Origin of the sequence: Nocardia sp. NPDC049707 (genome assembly GCF_040674855.1) — a bacterium.
Taxonomy (GTDB): domain Bacteria; phylum Actinomycetota; class Actinomycetes; order Mycobacteriales; family Mycobacteriaceae; genus Nocardia.
The window spans coordinates 1-15344 of the sequence record NZ_JBFANN010000046.1 but is presented as its reverse complement, the minus strand read 5'-3'; the positions used below and the strand labels follow the sequence as shown (position 1 = coordinate 15344).

The window sequence follows — 15344 nt, the reverse complement described above, 5'->3', positions numbered from 1 at the left end:
ACCACCCTGGCGCACCGCACGTCCCGACCATCGCGTGGCTCGTCGCCTGTGTCATGGTGTGCGGCAGTCGGGCAGGTTCCGGACCGGCGCGGCTCGCGGTCAGTGGGCGCGGAGGGATTCGGCTTGCTTCTGGATGCCTTCGGTCATACCCGCGAACCCGCGCTGGAGGTTTTTGCCGAGAGTGGCCACTACCAGCGGGTGCAGCCAGCCGCCGAGTTCGAAGTGGGATTCGTACCGGGCGCGGTCGGGGCCGAGCGGGGTGACGCGGTGCGTACGCAGGCTGTGCAGGGTGCCGAGGGGGACCGCCTTCATCGAGTAGCCGAGTTCGGTGCCCGGGGTGTGCGAGACGATCCATTCGCGCTGGCGGCGTGGCTTGGAGCCGGACAGCGCGACCAGCATATCGATCGGTTCGCCGGGGACGAGGGTGCTGCGGCATTCGATGCAGAAGGGGTTCCACTCGCCGTAGCGGGGGAGGTCGGTGATCACCTGCCACACCAGTTCGGCGGGGGCGTCGATCTCGACGGTGGCATCGATGACAAAGGGCATGGTTAGCAAATTAGAACATGTTCTATAGCTGATCAAGCCTCTCAGCAGCAAAATCGCCGTTCAGCAGGTGCCCATGGCGGTGCCCTGATCGGTGCCGTAGCGGTGGCCGTGGCCCGCCGGCGCGTTCAGCGCGGCGAGCAGATCGGCGCTGGTCTGCAGGAAGCTGACCACCGGAAGCCATTGCGGCACAGGGGCGTCCACCCGGACATCGCGGAGTTCGGGCGCGCGCCACAGCAGCGACGGCGACCAGTGCACCACCGGATCCGAACTATTGGCCAATACCGTCGCCCCCGCGTGATGCACCTGACCGGCCGGCGGACCCGCCCAGAGTGCCGCGCAGGTCCGGCGGTCCTGGTCGGCGTCGTCGGCGAATATCGAGCTGCCGCCGAGCGCGCCGAGGCTCTGACCGTAGACATAGAGCTCGGGCTTGTGGTCGAGCGTGCCGATGCGGCGCTCCACGGCATTGAACAGCGCTCGCGCATAGGCGACCGCAGTGTCGCGTCCGAAGACGAAGGTCACCCAACTGGGGGCGTAGGAGTACTGCATCCCGACGAGAGCGACATCGCTGCCGAAGCGTTCGTAGAAGCCGCGAGCCGCATCCGGATCGATCCATCCGGACCCGGTCGGCACCGCGAGCACGATATTCGACCGTTCGAATCCGCCGGACCGTTCCAGCTCTCGAATGGCGAGGGCCACACGGGAATCGATGTCGGTCGCGGAGTCGAGTCCGACATACACCCGGATCGGTCCGGAGGGTGATCCGGTAACGAACTTGCGGCCCTGGGCGCCCAGCGACGGCCAGCTGATCGCGGATCCGGCGCTTCCGGACCGAATGTAGGAAACCGGTTGCACCAGTTCGGGATCGATCGTCGCATTGGCGGCCGCATAGGTACTCTGCCGCCAGTTGACGGCCGCGGGTATCCCGACGAGGTAGAGCGCCGACGCCGCCACGACACCCACCGCGATACTGCGCACCGGACCCAACTTCCGCGCGAACCACCCGGTCACGCGGACCACCCCGGTGAGTACGGCGACGATCACAATGGAGATGAGCGCCCAGCGCAGCCAATAATCCGGACCGATCAGCGCCGTATCCATCGCCGTACGCAACCGGTTCTGCCAATGGGTTGCCTGCGCGACCATGCCGACGACCACGAGCGCAGTCGAACCGAGCAAAGGTGTGCGGAATCGATCCAACCGACGGTTGATATCGAAATCCCAGCGCAGCAACGCGAATCGAAGGATTCCCGCACCGGCCAACGCGGCAGCGGCAAGCAGCCCGGTCAACATGGCCTGCGCACTCGGTGTGCGCGGAAGTAAGCCGGGAGCAAGGGATATCAGAGTGCCGAGGCCGATTCCGAGCGTCGTACCGATCCGAGGATGCGCAGCACGGTGAAACCCTTTGGTGACGAGCGTCTTCCATTGATTCCCGCGACCAGGTGAAAAACTCGGACTGGACGATGTGCCCGCATTGTCCCGGGCCGACACCGGTCTGGTCGTGGTCAACGTGCTCATACCCGAACCTCCAGAGCGCCATTCGAAACCTTCGACGCCGATGCCGGACAACGACGTCGCGCACCCGCATCGAGCCGCCGCCGGACCGACGGCAGGAACCCGGCCGCGCCCAGTCCGATCGCGCCAGCGCCGACGACCCAACCCAGCCACCCGATACCCCCGGAACCCGTTGCCTCGAGCGCCGGTTCGACGACCGGCACCCCATAGTCCTGCCGTCGCGAATTCAGATCGACGAACGTATTGGCAATACTCGCCATCGCATGGCACCGAGCCCGCGAGAACCCGTCCTCGCGAGCCGCGCACGCCTCGTGCATATGCACGGCAAGCGTCGTATCCAGCGCCTGCCTGGCCCACCCGCCGAGCGGCTGCGAACGCTCGCCCGCATAGCGCAGCAGGTCATACCCCAAATCGTGTGCCTTACAGGCGGTTTCGAATTCACTCGGCAATGTCACCGGCGACGAGCAGTCCCCCTTGGGATTCACCAGCAGCCCATCGACAACAGCGGGACGATAACCGAACCGCTGCCCGAAATCGGCGGGAATCACGGCGGCCGACCCCGGCCCACCCGAGGTCAGCTCGACCACGGCGGCACCGGCCGAAGCATTCTCCACCGGCCGGCCGACGGTGCCGGCATGCGCCGTGGGTGCCAGCATGATGGTGGCCGCCATGGTGGTCAGCGCGGTCGCCGTCAATGCGGCACAACGTCGTGGGATGGATCGGGTTCGGGCGCCGGCATCGATGGTCGGTGTGCTCATGGTGCTCGACGCTAGGAATCCATCCCGCTGTGCCACCTCACGCCGCGGAGCGGTTTCCCGTCCCGTGCCGCCGGGGGAGGGCGCGCGAGTCCTCCCACTCCGGTATCGGAGCGGAAGTCACCCGTGGGTATGAGGACCGCGACCGTTGCGCTTCCTACTGTTGTAGCCATGCCGGAAAAACGTGGTAGCTGGACCAAGGGGATGAACGCGCGAATGTGGTTCGACGCGTTCACCGTGCTGATCGCGGTGATTTTCTACGCCGTCGCGTGGCCGACCCTGCACGTCACCCATGACGTGCCGGTCGCGGTGCAGCCGTTCATCGCCGCCCTCGCCGCATTCCCGATCCTGCTGATCCGGCTCAACCCGGCGCTGGGCTGGGCGATATCAGCGGGCTCGGCGCTGCCCATCGCCCTGGCCATCCCGCATCAGCCGGGCAATGAGATCCCGATCCAGGTCGTGCACATCCTGTGCCTGTTCGCGCTGCTGTTCGCGGTGGCTCTGCGCGCGGCGGTCCCGATCGTCGCGGTCGCCTGGGGCGCGACCTCGCTGCTGCTGGCCACCACGATGACCAGCGATGGCGCTGTTACCAGCGCCGCGTGGGCCTGGCCGATCGCCTTCGCCGCGGTCGTGCTGTTCGCGCTGCTGGTGCGCTGGCTGGTGCAGTCGCGCAAAAAGTTGCTGGCCCAGGAGGAGGAGAACGAACTGGAGCGGGCCCGGCGCGCCATTCTGGAGGAGAAAGCCCGCATTGCCCGTGACCTGCACGATGTCATCGCCCACCACATGTCCCTCGTGGTGGTGCAGGCCCAGACCGCGCCCTATCGGGTCGCGGAGGTGACTCCCGCCGCCCGCGCGGAATTCGAGTCCATCGGTGCGACCGCCCGCGAGGCATTGAACGAGATCCGCGGCATGCTCGGCGTACTGCGCAGTGACGGTCAACTGCCCGAACACGCACCACAACCGAAGGCCGCCGATGTGCTCGGGCTGTTCGAGGGCGCCCGCCGCGCCGGTGTCCGCATCGACTGGACCATCGACGGACTGCTGGATCCGGTTCCGGATTCGGCCGGCCTCGCGCTGTACCGAATCATCCAGGAGTCGCTGTCCAACGCCTCGCGGCACGCTCCGGGCGCGCCGGTGCAGGTATCGATTGTCGTCGACACCGACGCGCTGCACTTGACCGTCGGCAATGCCCTGAGCGCCACTGTCGCCCGCCCGGTCGGCAATGGCGGTCACGGCCTCGCCGGCATGCGGGCTCGGGCGCTCGCGGTCGGCGGCGAGGTATCGGCGGGCCCGCGTGCGGACGGTGGCTTCGAGGTCCGGGCCCGATTGCCCATCAGCTCATCCGACCTCGGGTCCATATCGACGGCCGGGATCGGGTCCGGTACCCAGGTCTGAGTGCCCGAGTGTGGTGTGGTCGGGCTGCGGCCTCGTTCGCCACCCAATTAGGGTGTGCTGGTGGCAATTACTGTTCTGATCGCCGACGACCAGGCCATGGTGCGTCAGGGTTTCGGCGCTCTGCTCGCCGCCCAATCCGATATCAGCGTGGTCGGTGACGCGCCGGACGGCAAGGTCGCCGTCGCCGAGGCCAAGCGACTGCGCCCGGATGTGGTGCTGATGGATGTGCGCATGCCGGAAATGAACGGACTCGACGCCGCGCGCGCCATCCTCGCCGCCGGCTTCGACCCACCGGTGCGGGTGCTCATGCTGACTACTTTCGACATCGACGATTACGTGTACGAGGCGCTGAGCGTCGGCGCAAGCGGATTCCTACTCAAGGACGCACCCGCCGAGGAACTGGTGCGTGCGGTGCGCGTGGTCGCCGACGGGCAGGCGCTGCTGGCCCCGACGGTCACCCGTCGCCTGATCGCGGATGTGACTCGCCGCCGTACCGCGAGCCGCGTCAAACCCACACCGGCGCTGGCCTCACTGACGCCGCGCGAACGCGAGGTGCTGGAGTTGATTGCCAAGGGCATGTCCAATACCGAAATCGCCAGTACGCTGTTCGTCGCCGAGCAGACCGTGAAAACCCATGTTTCCAAGGTGTTTTCGAAGTTGAATCTGCGCGACCGCGCACAGGCCGTCGTGCTCGCCTACGAATCCGGTCTGGTCACCCCGGGTTAGCGCGGCTGCGGCTGGCACTTACCGCCGTTGAGATCGTCGAGGTGTCGCGAGAGCAGCCGGGCCAGCCGGTCGAGCAGCGCGGTCGCATCCTCGAACGTGCCCGAATCGGCCTGTGCCGCAAGCGCGACCGCGACGCCGCCGGACCGAGTCGGCACGATGCCGAACTGGCGGACCGTATAGACGCCGGTTTCATCGTCGGGCCCCCAGCCGCCCTTGAATTCGGTGCCCTCGATAGTGCCGAGGCCCCAGCGCTGTTCCGGCGTGATCTGTTCCATCAGACCGATCACGGTGCCGGTCTCGGGCAGGCACGGCAGCTGCGAGGCGAAGCGCACCTGATTGGCCAGCGTCCATTCGGTCGCGCCGAATGCGAGGGATTCCATGCTGGTTTTCGGTCCGTGCGTATTGGTCAGCGCGTCGCCGGCCTCGTCGAGGACCTCCTGGACGGCCCGCGCGGCCTCTTCGCCGTCACCGAGCGACTCCCAGAGTGCTTCGGCCGCATCGTTATCCGAGACGGTGATTGCCTCGTGCGCGTAGCCAACGACACCGATCGGGTCGTGCCGCAGCGCCGCGATGGCCAGCGGCACCTTGATGGTGGACCAGGCGATACCGCTGGTCCAGTCGCCGAAGATGGTCATCCGGCCGCCGCCGACCGGCATGATCGCCATCCCGACCTGCCCCGGCAGATTCGGCTGCACCTGGGTGAAATCGGCGGCCAGCGAATCGGGCCGCGAGATCGACCAGCCGGGGTGCCAGGATCCGGGCCGTTCGACGGGTAGCGTCGGTTGCGCGGGCGCGTCGTGGGTGCTTGGAAGGAGGGAACAGGAGGTGAGTGTGACCAAAACCGTGAGTGCCGCGCCGCGCAGCGCCACCCGAAAATTCACCATCGTTCTTGTAGACCTCACCGCCGCGTTCTCCCACCACCACAACCTGACACTCGGTGTTCCGTCGGCGGTGCGAAAAACATCCTCGTCACATCCGTCCGGTCGGTGACCGGACGTCGTGCGATCAGCACCGGATCCTGCCAGGAGCTGACACGGTACTAACGCCCTGATGATAGTTTCGCCGATTTTCCCGAAGAATTCGAAACGGCGTGGCCAAAGGGCTACCCGGTAGGCTCACAACTCTGTTTACGCGCTCGGACGACCAATGTCCGAGGGCCGCAGTCACCTGAAGGGGGTCGCGTTGCTGAACAGCGGTGAGGTGTTCGCCGGGTTCACTGTGGAGCGGCTGCTCGGCCAGGGGGGTATGGGCTCGGTGTACCTGGCCAGACACCCCCGCCTCGGTAAGCAGACTGCGCTGAAGCTGCTGAATCGGGAGCTGTTCACCGATGCCGAGGTGCGTGCGCGCTTCGAGCGGGAGGCCGATCTAGCGGCGCATCTGGACCATCCGAATATCGTCGCCATCTACGACCGCGGTTCCGAGGACAATCAGCTCTGGATCTCCATGCAGTACATCGACGGCGTCGACGCGGCGACCGTCGACCCGATGACGCTGCCGCCGGAGCGGGCGGTGCAGATCATCGAGGGTGTCGCGGCGGCATTGGACTACGCGCACGGCATCGGCATACTGCATCGGGATGTGAAGCCCGCCAACTTCCTGCTGGCCCGGTCCAGCGGCGGACAGGGCGAGCGGGTCTTCCTGACCGACTTCGGCATCGCGCGGCTGCGCGAGGACTCCACTCACCTGACCCAGACCGGGATGTTCAGTGCGACCCTGTCCTATGCCTCGCCGGAGCAGATGACCGGCGCCAAACTGGACAACCGCACCGATCAGTATTCGCTGGCGTGCGCGCTGTACTGGCTGTTCACCGGGATGGCGCCGTTCGACGCGCCCGATCCGAACGACATCATCCGTGGGCATCTGCAGCATGTCGCCGCGCCATTGGCGGCCCGGCGGCAGGGGCTGAATCCCGCGCTGGACGGGGTGCTGGCCAAGGCGATGGCCAAACATCCCGAGCATCGGTACGTGACCTGTGTCGAATTCGCCGCGGCGGCCCGCAAGGCATTGACCGCGCCGCCGACTGCCACCGTGCAGGTGAATCCCGGCTTCCCCCTGGTGCATCCGGGACAGGCCGTTGGATCCGAGCCGCCCGCACCGGGATTCGGTGCATTCGCGGATCAGGCCGCCTTCGCGCAGGCCGCGCAGGCGGCCGGACCGGCTGGATATGGCGCGGCGCCGCAGGCTTATCCACAGCAGCCGCTGGCGGCGCAGGCTGCGGGGTATCCGGCGGCACCGGCACAGCAGGCGGCACCACAGCCGGGTGCACCAGCGATGCACGGGCCACCCCTGGCTGCGGCCTATCCGGCTGCGCCGCAGCAGGGGGCACCGGCGCAGGGCCAACCGATGCAGGCACCACCGGCGCAGGGTTCGCCGATTCCGGGCCAACCGGCTCAGGGGTCACCGATACAAGGCCGGCCGACACAATCGCCGCAGGCCGCGCTGCCGCCTGGTGCGCCGCCCCCATTCGGGCCGAATACCGTTGCCCCGCAGCGGAGGCCGGACCATGGGCGGAGTACAGCGGTGCTGGTCGGTTGGATCGCCGTCGGCATCGTGGTCGCGGTGCTCGCCCTAGTGGGGACGCTCGTGGTTGTAGGGTGGGATTCGGAAGGCCCGCACGATGCAGCCGTACCGCCACCGGTCACCTCGACACCGGTGGCCGCTCCGCCCGATGCGCTGGCCAAGAGCCGCAGGCTGTTTCCGAGTCTGGTGCCGCAGGGCAAGGACGACTTCGGCGAGGCCTATCAGGACGCGCGCTGTATGGCATCAAAGGCCGGTGAGCCGCTGGAGATCGACGACGAACCCTTGAAATCCAGCGCATGGATCACCGCATGGAAATGCCATCGCGAAACCCAGACCACCACGAAGATGAGCTACACCATCCTCGAATTCGCCTCCGCCGCCGACGCCCGAGCCGCCGTTCAGGCATTACCTGCCAATGTTGCGACGGCTGGTAAGAAGAGCGGCGTCCCGATGAACACCCACCGCTGGGTCGTGGAAGACCCACCCGGCTCCCTCCAGCCCTTCTATCACACAGCTGAACTGGTGGTGAGTTTCGAAGCCGATCCGGTCCGCTCGAATTTCCTGGTGTACGTGAGCAACCACGGCACCGTCGGCGGGGTGCACACCGTGCCGCCGACACCCTCGGCCCAGGATGCACTTACTGCATGGTGGGACGCAGCGCCACTGTAGTCACTTGCCGTACGGTTGCATGGATCCGCCTGGCGCACAATCAGCCCACAAGCGCACTTGTCGCGCCCGCATGCCACGCGACAGCCTAACCGGACTCAGTCGACCCCCAGCGCCTCCACGATCGGCGAGCGTGCCGCACGTAATGCGGGCGGAATTGATCCGAGCAGGGCCGATGCCAGTGCGGCGGTGCCGTAGATCAGCAGCATCGGGAATATTCCACCGATATCGCCACATGAGCAGGAGGCCCTCCCGCGAGTGCGGTGTGTGATATGCGGCGCAACGGTGTGGTGGCGAGGGCGCGTGATAACACGGTCTGCTGCCGATGGTGCGGAATCCCGTCACCGTTGAGAATCATGTCGGACAAATATTCGGCAAACTGGAGCTGCGGGACCGAGCCGCCGCGATTGTGTTTGCGTTTGACCACGGGGTGGTCGCACCAGGACAATCCACGGATTGACGGGCGGCCGGATCGCGCATACCGGAGCTGGTGATGGGCGATCGTGCCCGGATGTGGAGGAATGACGGGGTGGACGGACCTGGATGGAGATTCGGTAGTCGGTTCGGGCCGTATGAGCTCAGGTCGCTGCTCGGCAAAGGGGGGATGGGCGAGGTCTACGAGGCGTACGACACGGTGAAGGACCGCGTGGTCGCGGTCAAACTGCTGTCGGAGGAACTCGCCAGAGATCCCAGCTACCAGGTGCGCTTCCGTCGCGAATCGCAGGCGGCCGCCCGGCTGGCCGAACCACACATCATCCCGATCCACGATTGGGGCGTGATCGACGGTGTGCTGTTCATCGACATGCGGCTGGTGCCCGGCACCGATCTGCGCGAGATCCTCCGCCATCAGGGGCCGATGAGCGCCGAGCGCGCGATCGGCATCATCGAGCAGATCGCCGCCGCCCTGGACGCCGCACACGCCGACGGTCTCGTGCACCGCGATGTGAAACCGGCCAATATCTTGGTCACCGACGCGGATTTCGCCTATCTGGTCGATTTCGGCATCGCCCACACCGAGGGCGACAGCGCGATGACCCAGGCGGGCACGGCCATCGGCTCCTACACCTACATGGCGCCGGAGCGATTCGGTTCTGGACCGGTTACCGGTCGCGCCGACATCTACTCACTCGCCTGTGTACTGCACGAATGCCTCACCGGGGTGACACCGTTCCCGGCCGGGGGCATGAGTGTGCTGATCAGGTCGCATCTCACCGAGCCGCCGCCGCGACCGAGCGTGCAGCGACCGGGAATTCCCGCGGCGCTGGACGAGGTGATCGCCCGCGGTATGGCCAAGGCGGCCGCCGATCGCTTCCCGACCGCGAGCGATCTTGCGCGCGCGGCCAGAGCCGCACTCGGCACCGCGCCGGCCGCGAATATGCCGACATTGATCGTGCGCCCGCCCGATCCATCGCGCCCACCGTCGGATCAGGCTGTGGTGCACCGCAGTGCGTCGACGCCCGCGGAGTCGACGGGCACGATTCCGGCGGTGATCCATCCGACGGGGCCGACCGTGGTCTCAGCCGCCGATCTACAGTTCACGCCATTGCCGCCACAGCGGCCCGCCGGTCCGGCGCCTGGAACGCCTCGGACCGGTCGGCCGGTGCGGCCGTTCCCGGATGCGCATCTGTACGAGGAGTCACCGCCGGAGGTTCCGCAGCACTTGCCGTCATCGCAGTACCCGGGTGATCCGGGGGCACCGCCGACCCGGCGTTATCCGGAACAACCGCAGTACCCCGATGCGGTGCAGCAGTATCCGGAGGCGTCGCGGGCCGAGCAGACCCGGCGGTATCCGGAGTCGCATCACCCAGACGCCGGGTATCCGGAAAAGTATGGCGCGCAACAGGATTCACCCGATCCGGAAACGCGACGCGTCCCGTTACCGCAACCTTTCTCCGGCACACCGCCGTTCGAACCGCCGCGTGGTCCCGCCCATGCGGCGCCCAACCCCTACCGGTCACCACAACCGGCCGAATACTCGCCGCAGTATGCCGAGCCCGACTACGAAGACGATTACTACGCACACGATTCCGCCGCGGATCGGGGTCGATCGGTCCTATTGCCGATCATGGTCGCCGTCTTCGTCATCGTGGTGCTGGCGGTCGGCGGTGCCATCGGCTGGCAAGTGCTCGGTTCTGGCAAATCCGCGGATGTTCAAGCGGGCGCGCAGGTGACCACGACGGCCGCCACCGGTACCACCGGCCGCGCGACCACCCCGCAGTCGACCTCCACCACCAAGGCCGCCCCGACCTCGGTCACCCTGCCCGCCGGCGCGACGAACTGCGCGAACGGCCAACCCGTCGCAGGCAGCTTCACCCAATCCGCCACCGGATCCGCGGTCACCAGTTGCGGTTTCGCCGAAGCCGTCCGCAAGGCCTACGCCGAATCCGCCGCCACAAACGTCTCCCGCTCATCGCGCTCAGTAGTAGCGACCAGCCCAGTCACCGGCCGGACCTACACCATGAACTGCATCCCAGAGGGCCAATTGGTCACCTGCACCGGCGGCGAAAACGCGGTGGTCTACGTCTACTGACACAGCAAAGCGCTGCGAAACCCCGGGCCGTGCCCGGGGTTCGCAGCGTGGATCGGCCTCGGCTCAGCGGGTGGCGATGATTGCCGAGCCGTGACCGAAGAGGCCCTGATTCACCGCGATGCCCGCACGGGCGTTCTCCACTTGGCGGCCGTCGGCCTGGCCGCGCAATTGCCATGTGAGCTCGCAGATCTGCGCGATCGCCTGCGCGGGGATCGCCTCACCGAAGCAGGCCAGCCCACCACTGGGGTTGACCGGCACACGCCCACCCAAAGTTGTTGCGCCGCTGCGCAATAGTTCCTCGGCGCCGCCCGTGTCGCAGAGCCCGATGTCCTCGTACCAGTCCAACTCCAGAGCGGTTGAGAGGTCGTAGACCTCCGCGAAGGACAGGTCGGCGGGCCCGAGCCCGGCCTCCTCGTACGCGGCGTGCGCGATGGCGGAACGGAACGTGTGCGGCGGAGACTCGACGGCCACGGCGGAGTCCGTCGCGAAATCGGGCAGGTCGAGGACGGTTTTCGGGAAGGTCGGCGTGACCGTCGACAGCGCCCGGATCCGGACCGGGTCGGTGACGCCGTTGCGGCGGGCGTACTCCATCGACGTCAGCACCAGTGCCGCACCGCCGTCACTGGTCGCGCAGATGTCGAGCAGCCGCAGCGGGTCCGAGACGATCGCCGAGGCCGCGACCTCCTCGGCCGAAACCTCCTTGCGGTAGCGGGCGTACGGGTTGTTCAGGCCGTGCTTGGCGTTCTTCACCTTGACCGCGGCGAAATCGTCGAGCGTGGCACCGTGCAGCGCCATCCGGCGACGGGCATAGAGCGCGAAATAGATGGGGTTGGTTGCACCGAGCAGGTGGAAGCGCAACCAGTCCGGATCGTCGCGGCGTTCACCGCCGACCGGCTGGAAGAAGCCCTTCGGGGCGGCATCCGCGCCGATCACCAGCGCTACATCGGTCAACCCGGCCAGGATCTGGGCACGGGCATTGGCGATGGCCTGCGCACCGGAGGCGCAGGCGGCGTAGCTGCTCGAGATCCGCGCACCCGACCAGCCCAACGCCTGGGCGAATGTAGCGCCGGAGACGAAACCGGGGTATCCGTTGCGGATCGTGTCCGCACCGGCGATGTAGCCGACGTCGAGGTGGTCCACCCCGGCATCGGCCAGCGCCGCGCGCGCCGCGACCAGCCCGTATTCGACGAAATTGCGTCCCCACTTGCCCCACTGGTGCATGCCCGCACCGAGGACGGCAATGTCGCGATCATTCGTGTCAGGCATCGACCGGCCTCCACATCCACACCGTGTGCTCCGCTTCCTCGTCCTCGTACAGCACGCCGAGGGTCAGTTCGACCGGCATGCCGACGGCCAGGTCGTCCACCGTGAGGCCGCGCACGACCTGCCCGAGAATCACCATCTGCTCGACCTCGAGTTCCACCGCCGCGACGACATACGGCTCGAACGGATCGGGCGAGACATAGGGCGGGGGCGGCTTGTACCGGGCATCCGCATATGACCAGATCCGGCCACGCGTGGAGAACAGGTACTCGACCAGCTCGGAGCCGTCCTTCGGACTCGCGCACTGCGGGTTGCGACAGGCCAGCGTGTTCCGCGGGAAATACGGTGTGCCGCACACATCGCAGCGACTTCCCACGAGACGTACCGCGCCGTCGTCCGCAGTGAACCAATCTGCCACCGCGGGGCGTTGTTCTTTCTGCACAAACCCGACGCTATAGGAACACGTTCTATTTTGGGGCGGAAATCCGCTCCGGCAATGTACGCGCGGAGGTACGGTGAGTGCGGATCGAGGACGCGACGAGACCCTCGAGTCGACCTGGAGTACCACAACGCCGATGGGCACCAAAGCCATTGACCCGCAGTCGATCCGCAACGTCACGATCATCGGGGACCCCGACGAGACGACGCGGGTCGTCCACCGCCTGTTCCGCCGTTTCGCCAGGACCGGATCCGGCGCGGCGGCCACGGTCCATTGGGTGACGGGCCGCGTCGATCACACTATCCATATCGCCGAGCTGTCGAGCCACGCGCCCATCGCGGACTTGGAGCGGTCCATCCGGGTAGCCGACGGGGTGATCGCGGTCGTGAACGCTGCCGTGCAGAGCACCCCGCGGCTCGGGACGATACTGCGGCTTGCCGACGACCATCAGGTTGCACGGCTGTGTCTGGTGACCGGACTCGATCATCCCGCCGCCGACTTCGACCGCTGCGTCCGCACGATCACCGAGACACGCGGGGCGGTGCCGTTGACGCTGCAGATTCCTATCGGCATCGGCGCCGAGTTCGAAGGCGTCATCGATCTGGTCTCGATGTGGGCGCTCGAACCGATGGCCGTCGAGTTCTACGGCAGCCATTGGAAAGTCGCCGAGCAGTGGTACCGCAACCTCGTGGCCACGGTGATGGAACGGGACACGGCAGATACGGACGCCGTCCCCGGCCTGCGAGAGATCCCACCCGAACAGTTGCACGAGGGCATCCGTGGCCGCACGCGCCTCGGCGACGCTGTGCCAGTCCTGTGTGATGCGGTGCCATGGAGTGACGACATCGCCCCGCTCCTGGACGCCATCGTCCGGTATCTGCCGTCTCCCATGCACGTCTGTCAACCGGAACATGCCCTCGACTATTGACGGACGCTGCCATAGGGCCACGACTTCCGGAGATCAGCAGCTACACAGCAATAGTCGGGCCTCTGCGTACGTGCCCGCCACATCGAGCGAATCGTCGTCGATGACGAACAGCGGCTCGCCGACCAGACGGCACACCCGAACGCATGGCCCACATGCTGCTGCGGCTCTTGCAAGCCGAGCGAAGTGGCGGCCGAAACCGGCCCACTGCTGACCGAACCTTGGGAGTTCGAGCCGCCGTCGCTGCCTGCCGAACGCACGGCGGTCCGCTAGTTTGGTGGTCGATACCTGTCGTTCGGCGATCAGGAGATGCGATGGAGCTCAAAGCGGTGCTCGGGCCAGTTGCACGCGGATTCAACGCGGGCATCACGGCGTTGACCAAGGCACCATGGATCGGTCCTCGGGTGAGCCGGACAATCACCGAGATCACTTACGTCGGCCGACGTTCTGGACGCACCATCAGCACGCCGGTGGGCTTTCGACGCTCTGGCGACGAGGTCACCATCGCGGTCGGTATGCCGGACCAGAAGAGGTGGTGGCGCAACTTTCTCGGCGCGGGTGGCCCCATCTCGCTGAAGCTGGACGGCGTCGAAAGGTCCGGGCATGCTGTTGCCCGACGCGATGACCAGGGTCATGTCAGTGTCGTTGTGCACTTGAACGAGGTCGATTAGTCCGTAGCAATGGTGTGATGGCATGAACAGATTTCGCTCTAGAGTGCCTCCCACCGCCATGGCCGCGTTACCTCCCCGCGAAGGCACTCAATCCGATGCTTCGACTGTTCTGCGGCTGCCGCGCTCGCTTCGGCTTGCCCCAACGCGAACCCCACCCACCGAAGCTCCTGGATATCGGCGAAGAGCCGGAAGGCCAACCATGTCGTGACGTCGTAGCCACCATAGGCGTTTACGAAAGACCGGTAGTCGGCCTCGGGGACTCGTGCGAAGTCCGTGTAGTCAACGGCGAGTTGGATGAGATCCCATTCCGGTCGGCCAAGCGACACCTTATCGAGATCCAACACTGTCGGGATACCCGATGGCGGCACGACCAGATTGCCTTGCCAAGCATCACCATGAATCACCGAGAGCCGCAACGGTTCCGGCAGCTTGTCATATTGCTGGCGTAGCTCGTAGTACCGGGTCAGGAGCCACATTCGGTCATCGTCGTCCGCCGCACCCGCGTCCGCCAACCGCTCGCGAAGATCACCGAACGGGTCGTAACTCGGCAGCTCAAAATCGGTTGGCGACGCCAAGGAATGAAGTGCGCGCAGCGTTGCTCCCAGTTCGGCAGGGGTGGCCGGCCGATGGTCCGGAATGAGATGCCACCAGGTGACGGGGCGGTCGTCGACAACGATCGGTTGAGGCAGTTCCGATACCGCGGCAACCGTCGGGATGCCGGACCCGTTGAGCCACTTCGACACTCGCAGCTCCCGCTCGGCATTCTCCAGGCTGCCGGGCTTGCCCATCCGCGCCACGATGTCACCAAGCCGGTAGATGACGTGAGATCCCTCGCGGATAACCTCTGGATTATTCAGGTCAAGGCCAGCTCGTCGGGCGGCCCTCGCGAGTACCTGCTCAGATGATGCCGTGGTGGTCATAGCGATGCTTTCGCCGCAGATCGACGGGTGATGACCTCGCGCAGTTCCACGATGTCGTTCAATCGCCGGTGACGTGACGAAGCAGCGACCAATCGCTGCAGTTCGTTCTGCATGGTGTCGAGCTTGCCACCAACAGAACTCGCCCAAACCGGCCGACCATGTGATGGACAGGCATGGCAACCGCTGAACTGAACGCATACTCCCTGCGGATGTGGGTGCTGTCAGTTGGTTCGGTATCCCAAGGGAATTGGCGAGCATTCCTGGACCGGGCGGTGGCCAGCGAGCCATGGGTATGCTGCGAGGGGCTGGTTTGGTGCGTGGCCGATAGATCGTGAGCGGGGTGGCTAGGCGATTGGCTGAATTCGGCAGTGGTGGCGTCTTAGTGAGCGTCTGAGAACTCCGGCTGCGCGTGTGTGACGCTCGAGATTTGAGTGAACTCCTGGTAGTTCAGTGATTGCTGAGGTCGCTGTTCCACC

The 15344-nt window shown here is 66.3% G+C and carries 13 protein-coding genes; 6 read left to right on the top strand and 7 right to left on the bottom strand.

The genetic code is table 11. The annotated features are described in order from the left end of the window. Positions 1–99: 99 nt before the first annotated feature. The 3 genes from AB0J29_RS30205 to AB0J29_RS30195 are packed head-to-tail and all read right to left on the bottom strand — an operon-like array spanning position 100 to position 2816. Positions 100–546, bottom strand: coding sequence for an SRPBCC domain-containing protein (locus AB0J29_RS30205; protein ID WP_364793597.1), 447 nt, complete (start codon positions 544–546; stop codon positions 100–102). Positions 547–606: 60 nt separating this feature from the next. Further along, positions 607–2061 (bottom strand): alpha/beta-hydrolase family protein, encoded by a 1455-nt coding sequence (locus tag AB0J29_RS30200; protein WP_364793595.1) that lies wholly within the window; start codon positions 2059–2061, stop codon positions 607–609. Further along, positions 2058–2816: a hypothetical protein gene (locus AB0J29_RS30195; RefSeq protein WP_364793593.1), complete on the bottom strand. Its 759-nt coding sequence runs from the start codon at positions 2814–2816 to the stop codon at positions 2058–2060. Before AB0J29_RS30195 ends, AB0J29_RS30200 begins: the two co-directional genes overlap by 4 nt. 201 nt (positions 2817–3017) lie before the next feature. On the opposite strand from AB0J29_RS30195, the gene AB0J29_RS30190 reads away from it, so the two are divergent. Beyond that, on the top strand, positions 3018–4208 hold the full coding sequence (locus AB0J29_RS30190; RefSeq protein ID WP_364793672.1) for a histidine kinase: 1191 nt from the start codon (positions 3018–3020) through the stop codon (positions 4206–4208). A gap of 60 nt (positions 4209–4268) precedes the next feature. Then, positions 4269–4934 (top strand): response regulator transcription factor, encoded by a 666-nt coding sequence (locus AB0J29_RS30185; RefSeq protein ID WP_364793591.1) that lies wholly within the window; start codon positions 4269–4271, stop codon positions 4932–4934. Here the strand turns inward: AB0J29_RS30185 and AB0J29_RS30180 are convergent. Next, complete coding sequence (locus AB0J29_RS30180) at positions 4931–5818, bottom strand: hypothetical protein (protein ID WP_364793589.1); 888 nt, start codon at positions 5816–5818, stop codon at positions 4931–4933. The genes AB0J29_RS30185 and AB0J29_RS30180 overlap by 4 nt on opposite strands. Positions 5819–6080: 262 nt before the next feature. Between AB0J29_RS30180 and AB0J29_RS30175 the strand changes: the two genes are divergently transcribed. Both AB0J29_RS30175 and AB0J29_RS30170 read left to right on the top strand, forming a co-directional pair. Continuing rightward, a complete protein-coding gene (locus tag AB0J29_RS30175) occupies positions 6081–8123 on the top strand; it encodes a serine/threonine-protein kinase (protein WP_364793587.1) in 2043 nt (680 codons plus the stop codon). Positions 8124–8649: 526 nt separating this feature from the next. After that, positions 8650–10650, top strand: coding sequence for a protein kinase (locus tag AB0J29_RS30170; RefSeq protein WP_364793584.1), 2001 nt, complete (start codon positions 8650–8652; stop codon positions 10648–10650). Positions 10651–10713: 63 nt separating this feature from the next. Here AB0J29_RS30170 and AB0J29_RS30165 read toward each other — a convergent pair whose 3' ends face one another. Further along, the gene (locus AB0J29_RS30165; RefSeq protein ID WP_364793582.1) at positions 10714–11916 is read right to left on the bottom strand and encodes a lipid-transfer protein; all 1203 of its coding nucleotides are present in this window, start codon (positions 11914–11916) and stop codon (positions 10714–10716) included. Then, the gene (locus AB0J29_RS30160; protein ID WP_364793670.1) at positions 11909–12331 is read right to left on the bottom strand and encodes an OB-fold domain-containing protein; all 423 of its coding nucleotides are present in this window, start codon (positions 12329–12331) and stop codon (positions 11909–11911) included. The genes AB0J29_RS30165 and AB0J29_RS30160 overlap by 8 nt, the downstream gene beginning before the upstream one ends. 97 nt (positions 12332–12428) lie before the next feature. Between AB0J29_RS30160 and AB0J29_RS30155 the strand changes: the two genes are divergently transcribed. Then, entirely contained in the window at positions 12429–13280 is an 852-nt protein-coding gene (locus tag AB0J29_RS30155) for a GTP-binding protein (protein ID WP_364793580.1), read from the top strand. A gap of 311 nt (positions 13281–13591) precedes the next feature. Then, positions 13592–13948 carry a nitroreductase/quinone reductase family protein gene (locus AB0J29_RS30150; RefSeq protein WP_364793578.1) on the top strand — a complete coding sequence of 119 codons (357 nt, stop codon included), beginning with the start codon at positions 13592–13594 and terminating at the stop codon, positions 13946–13948. 38 nt (positions 13949–13986) lie between these two features. Here AB0J29_RS30150 and AB0J29_RS30145 read toward each other — a convergent pair whose 3' ends face one another. Next, a complete protein-coding gene (locus tag AB0J29_RS30145; protein ID WP_364793576.1) occupies positions 13987–15066 on the bottom strand; it encodes an aminoglycoside phosphotransferase family protein in 1080 nt (359 codons plus the stop codon). Positions 15067–15344: the final 278 nt, after the last annotated feature.

Excerpts from the sequence above, each read along its gene's own strand:
- AB0J29_RS30205 (WP_364793597.1), bottom strand. The coding sequence starts at position 546 with ATGCCCTTTGTCATCGATGCCACCGTCGAGATCGACGCCCCCGCCGAA.
- AB0J29_RS30200 (WP_364793595.1), bottom strand. The coding sequence starts at position 2,061 with ATGAGCACGTTGACCACGACCAGACCGGTGTCGGCCCGGGACAATGCG.
- AB0J29_RS30195 (WP_364793593.1), bottom strand. The coding sequence starts at position 2,816 with ATGAGCACACCGACCATCGATGCCGGCGCCCGAACCCGATCCATCCCA.
- AB0J29_RS30190 (WP_364793672.1), top strand. The coding sequence starts at position 3,018 with ATGAACGCGCGAATGTGGTTCGACGCGTTCACCGTGCTGATCGCGGTG.
- AB0J29_RS30180 (WP_364793589.1), bottom strand. The coding sequence starts at position 5,818 with ATGGTGAATTTTCGGGTGGCGCTGCGCGGCGCGGCACTCACGGTTTTG.
- AB0J29_RS30175 (WP_364793587.1), top strand. The coding sequence starts at position 6,081 with ATGTCCGAGGGCCGCAGTCACCTGAAGGGGGTCGCGTTGCTGAACAGC.
- AB0J29_RS30165 (WP_364793582.1), bottom strand. The coding sequence starts at position 11,916 with ATGCCTGACACGAATGATCGCGACATTGCCGTCCTCGGTGCGGGCATG.
- AB0J29_RS30150 (WP_364793578.1), top strand. The coding sequence starts at position 13,592 with ATGGAGCTCAAAGCGGTGCTCGGGCCAGTTGCACGCGGATTCAACGCG.
- AB0J29_RS30145 (WP_364793576.1), bottom strand. The coding sequence starts at position 15,066 with ATGCGTTCAGTTCAGCGGTTGCCATGCCTGTCCATCACATGGTCGGCC.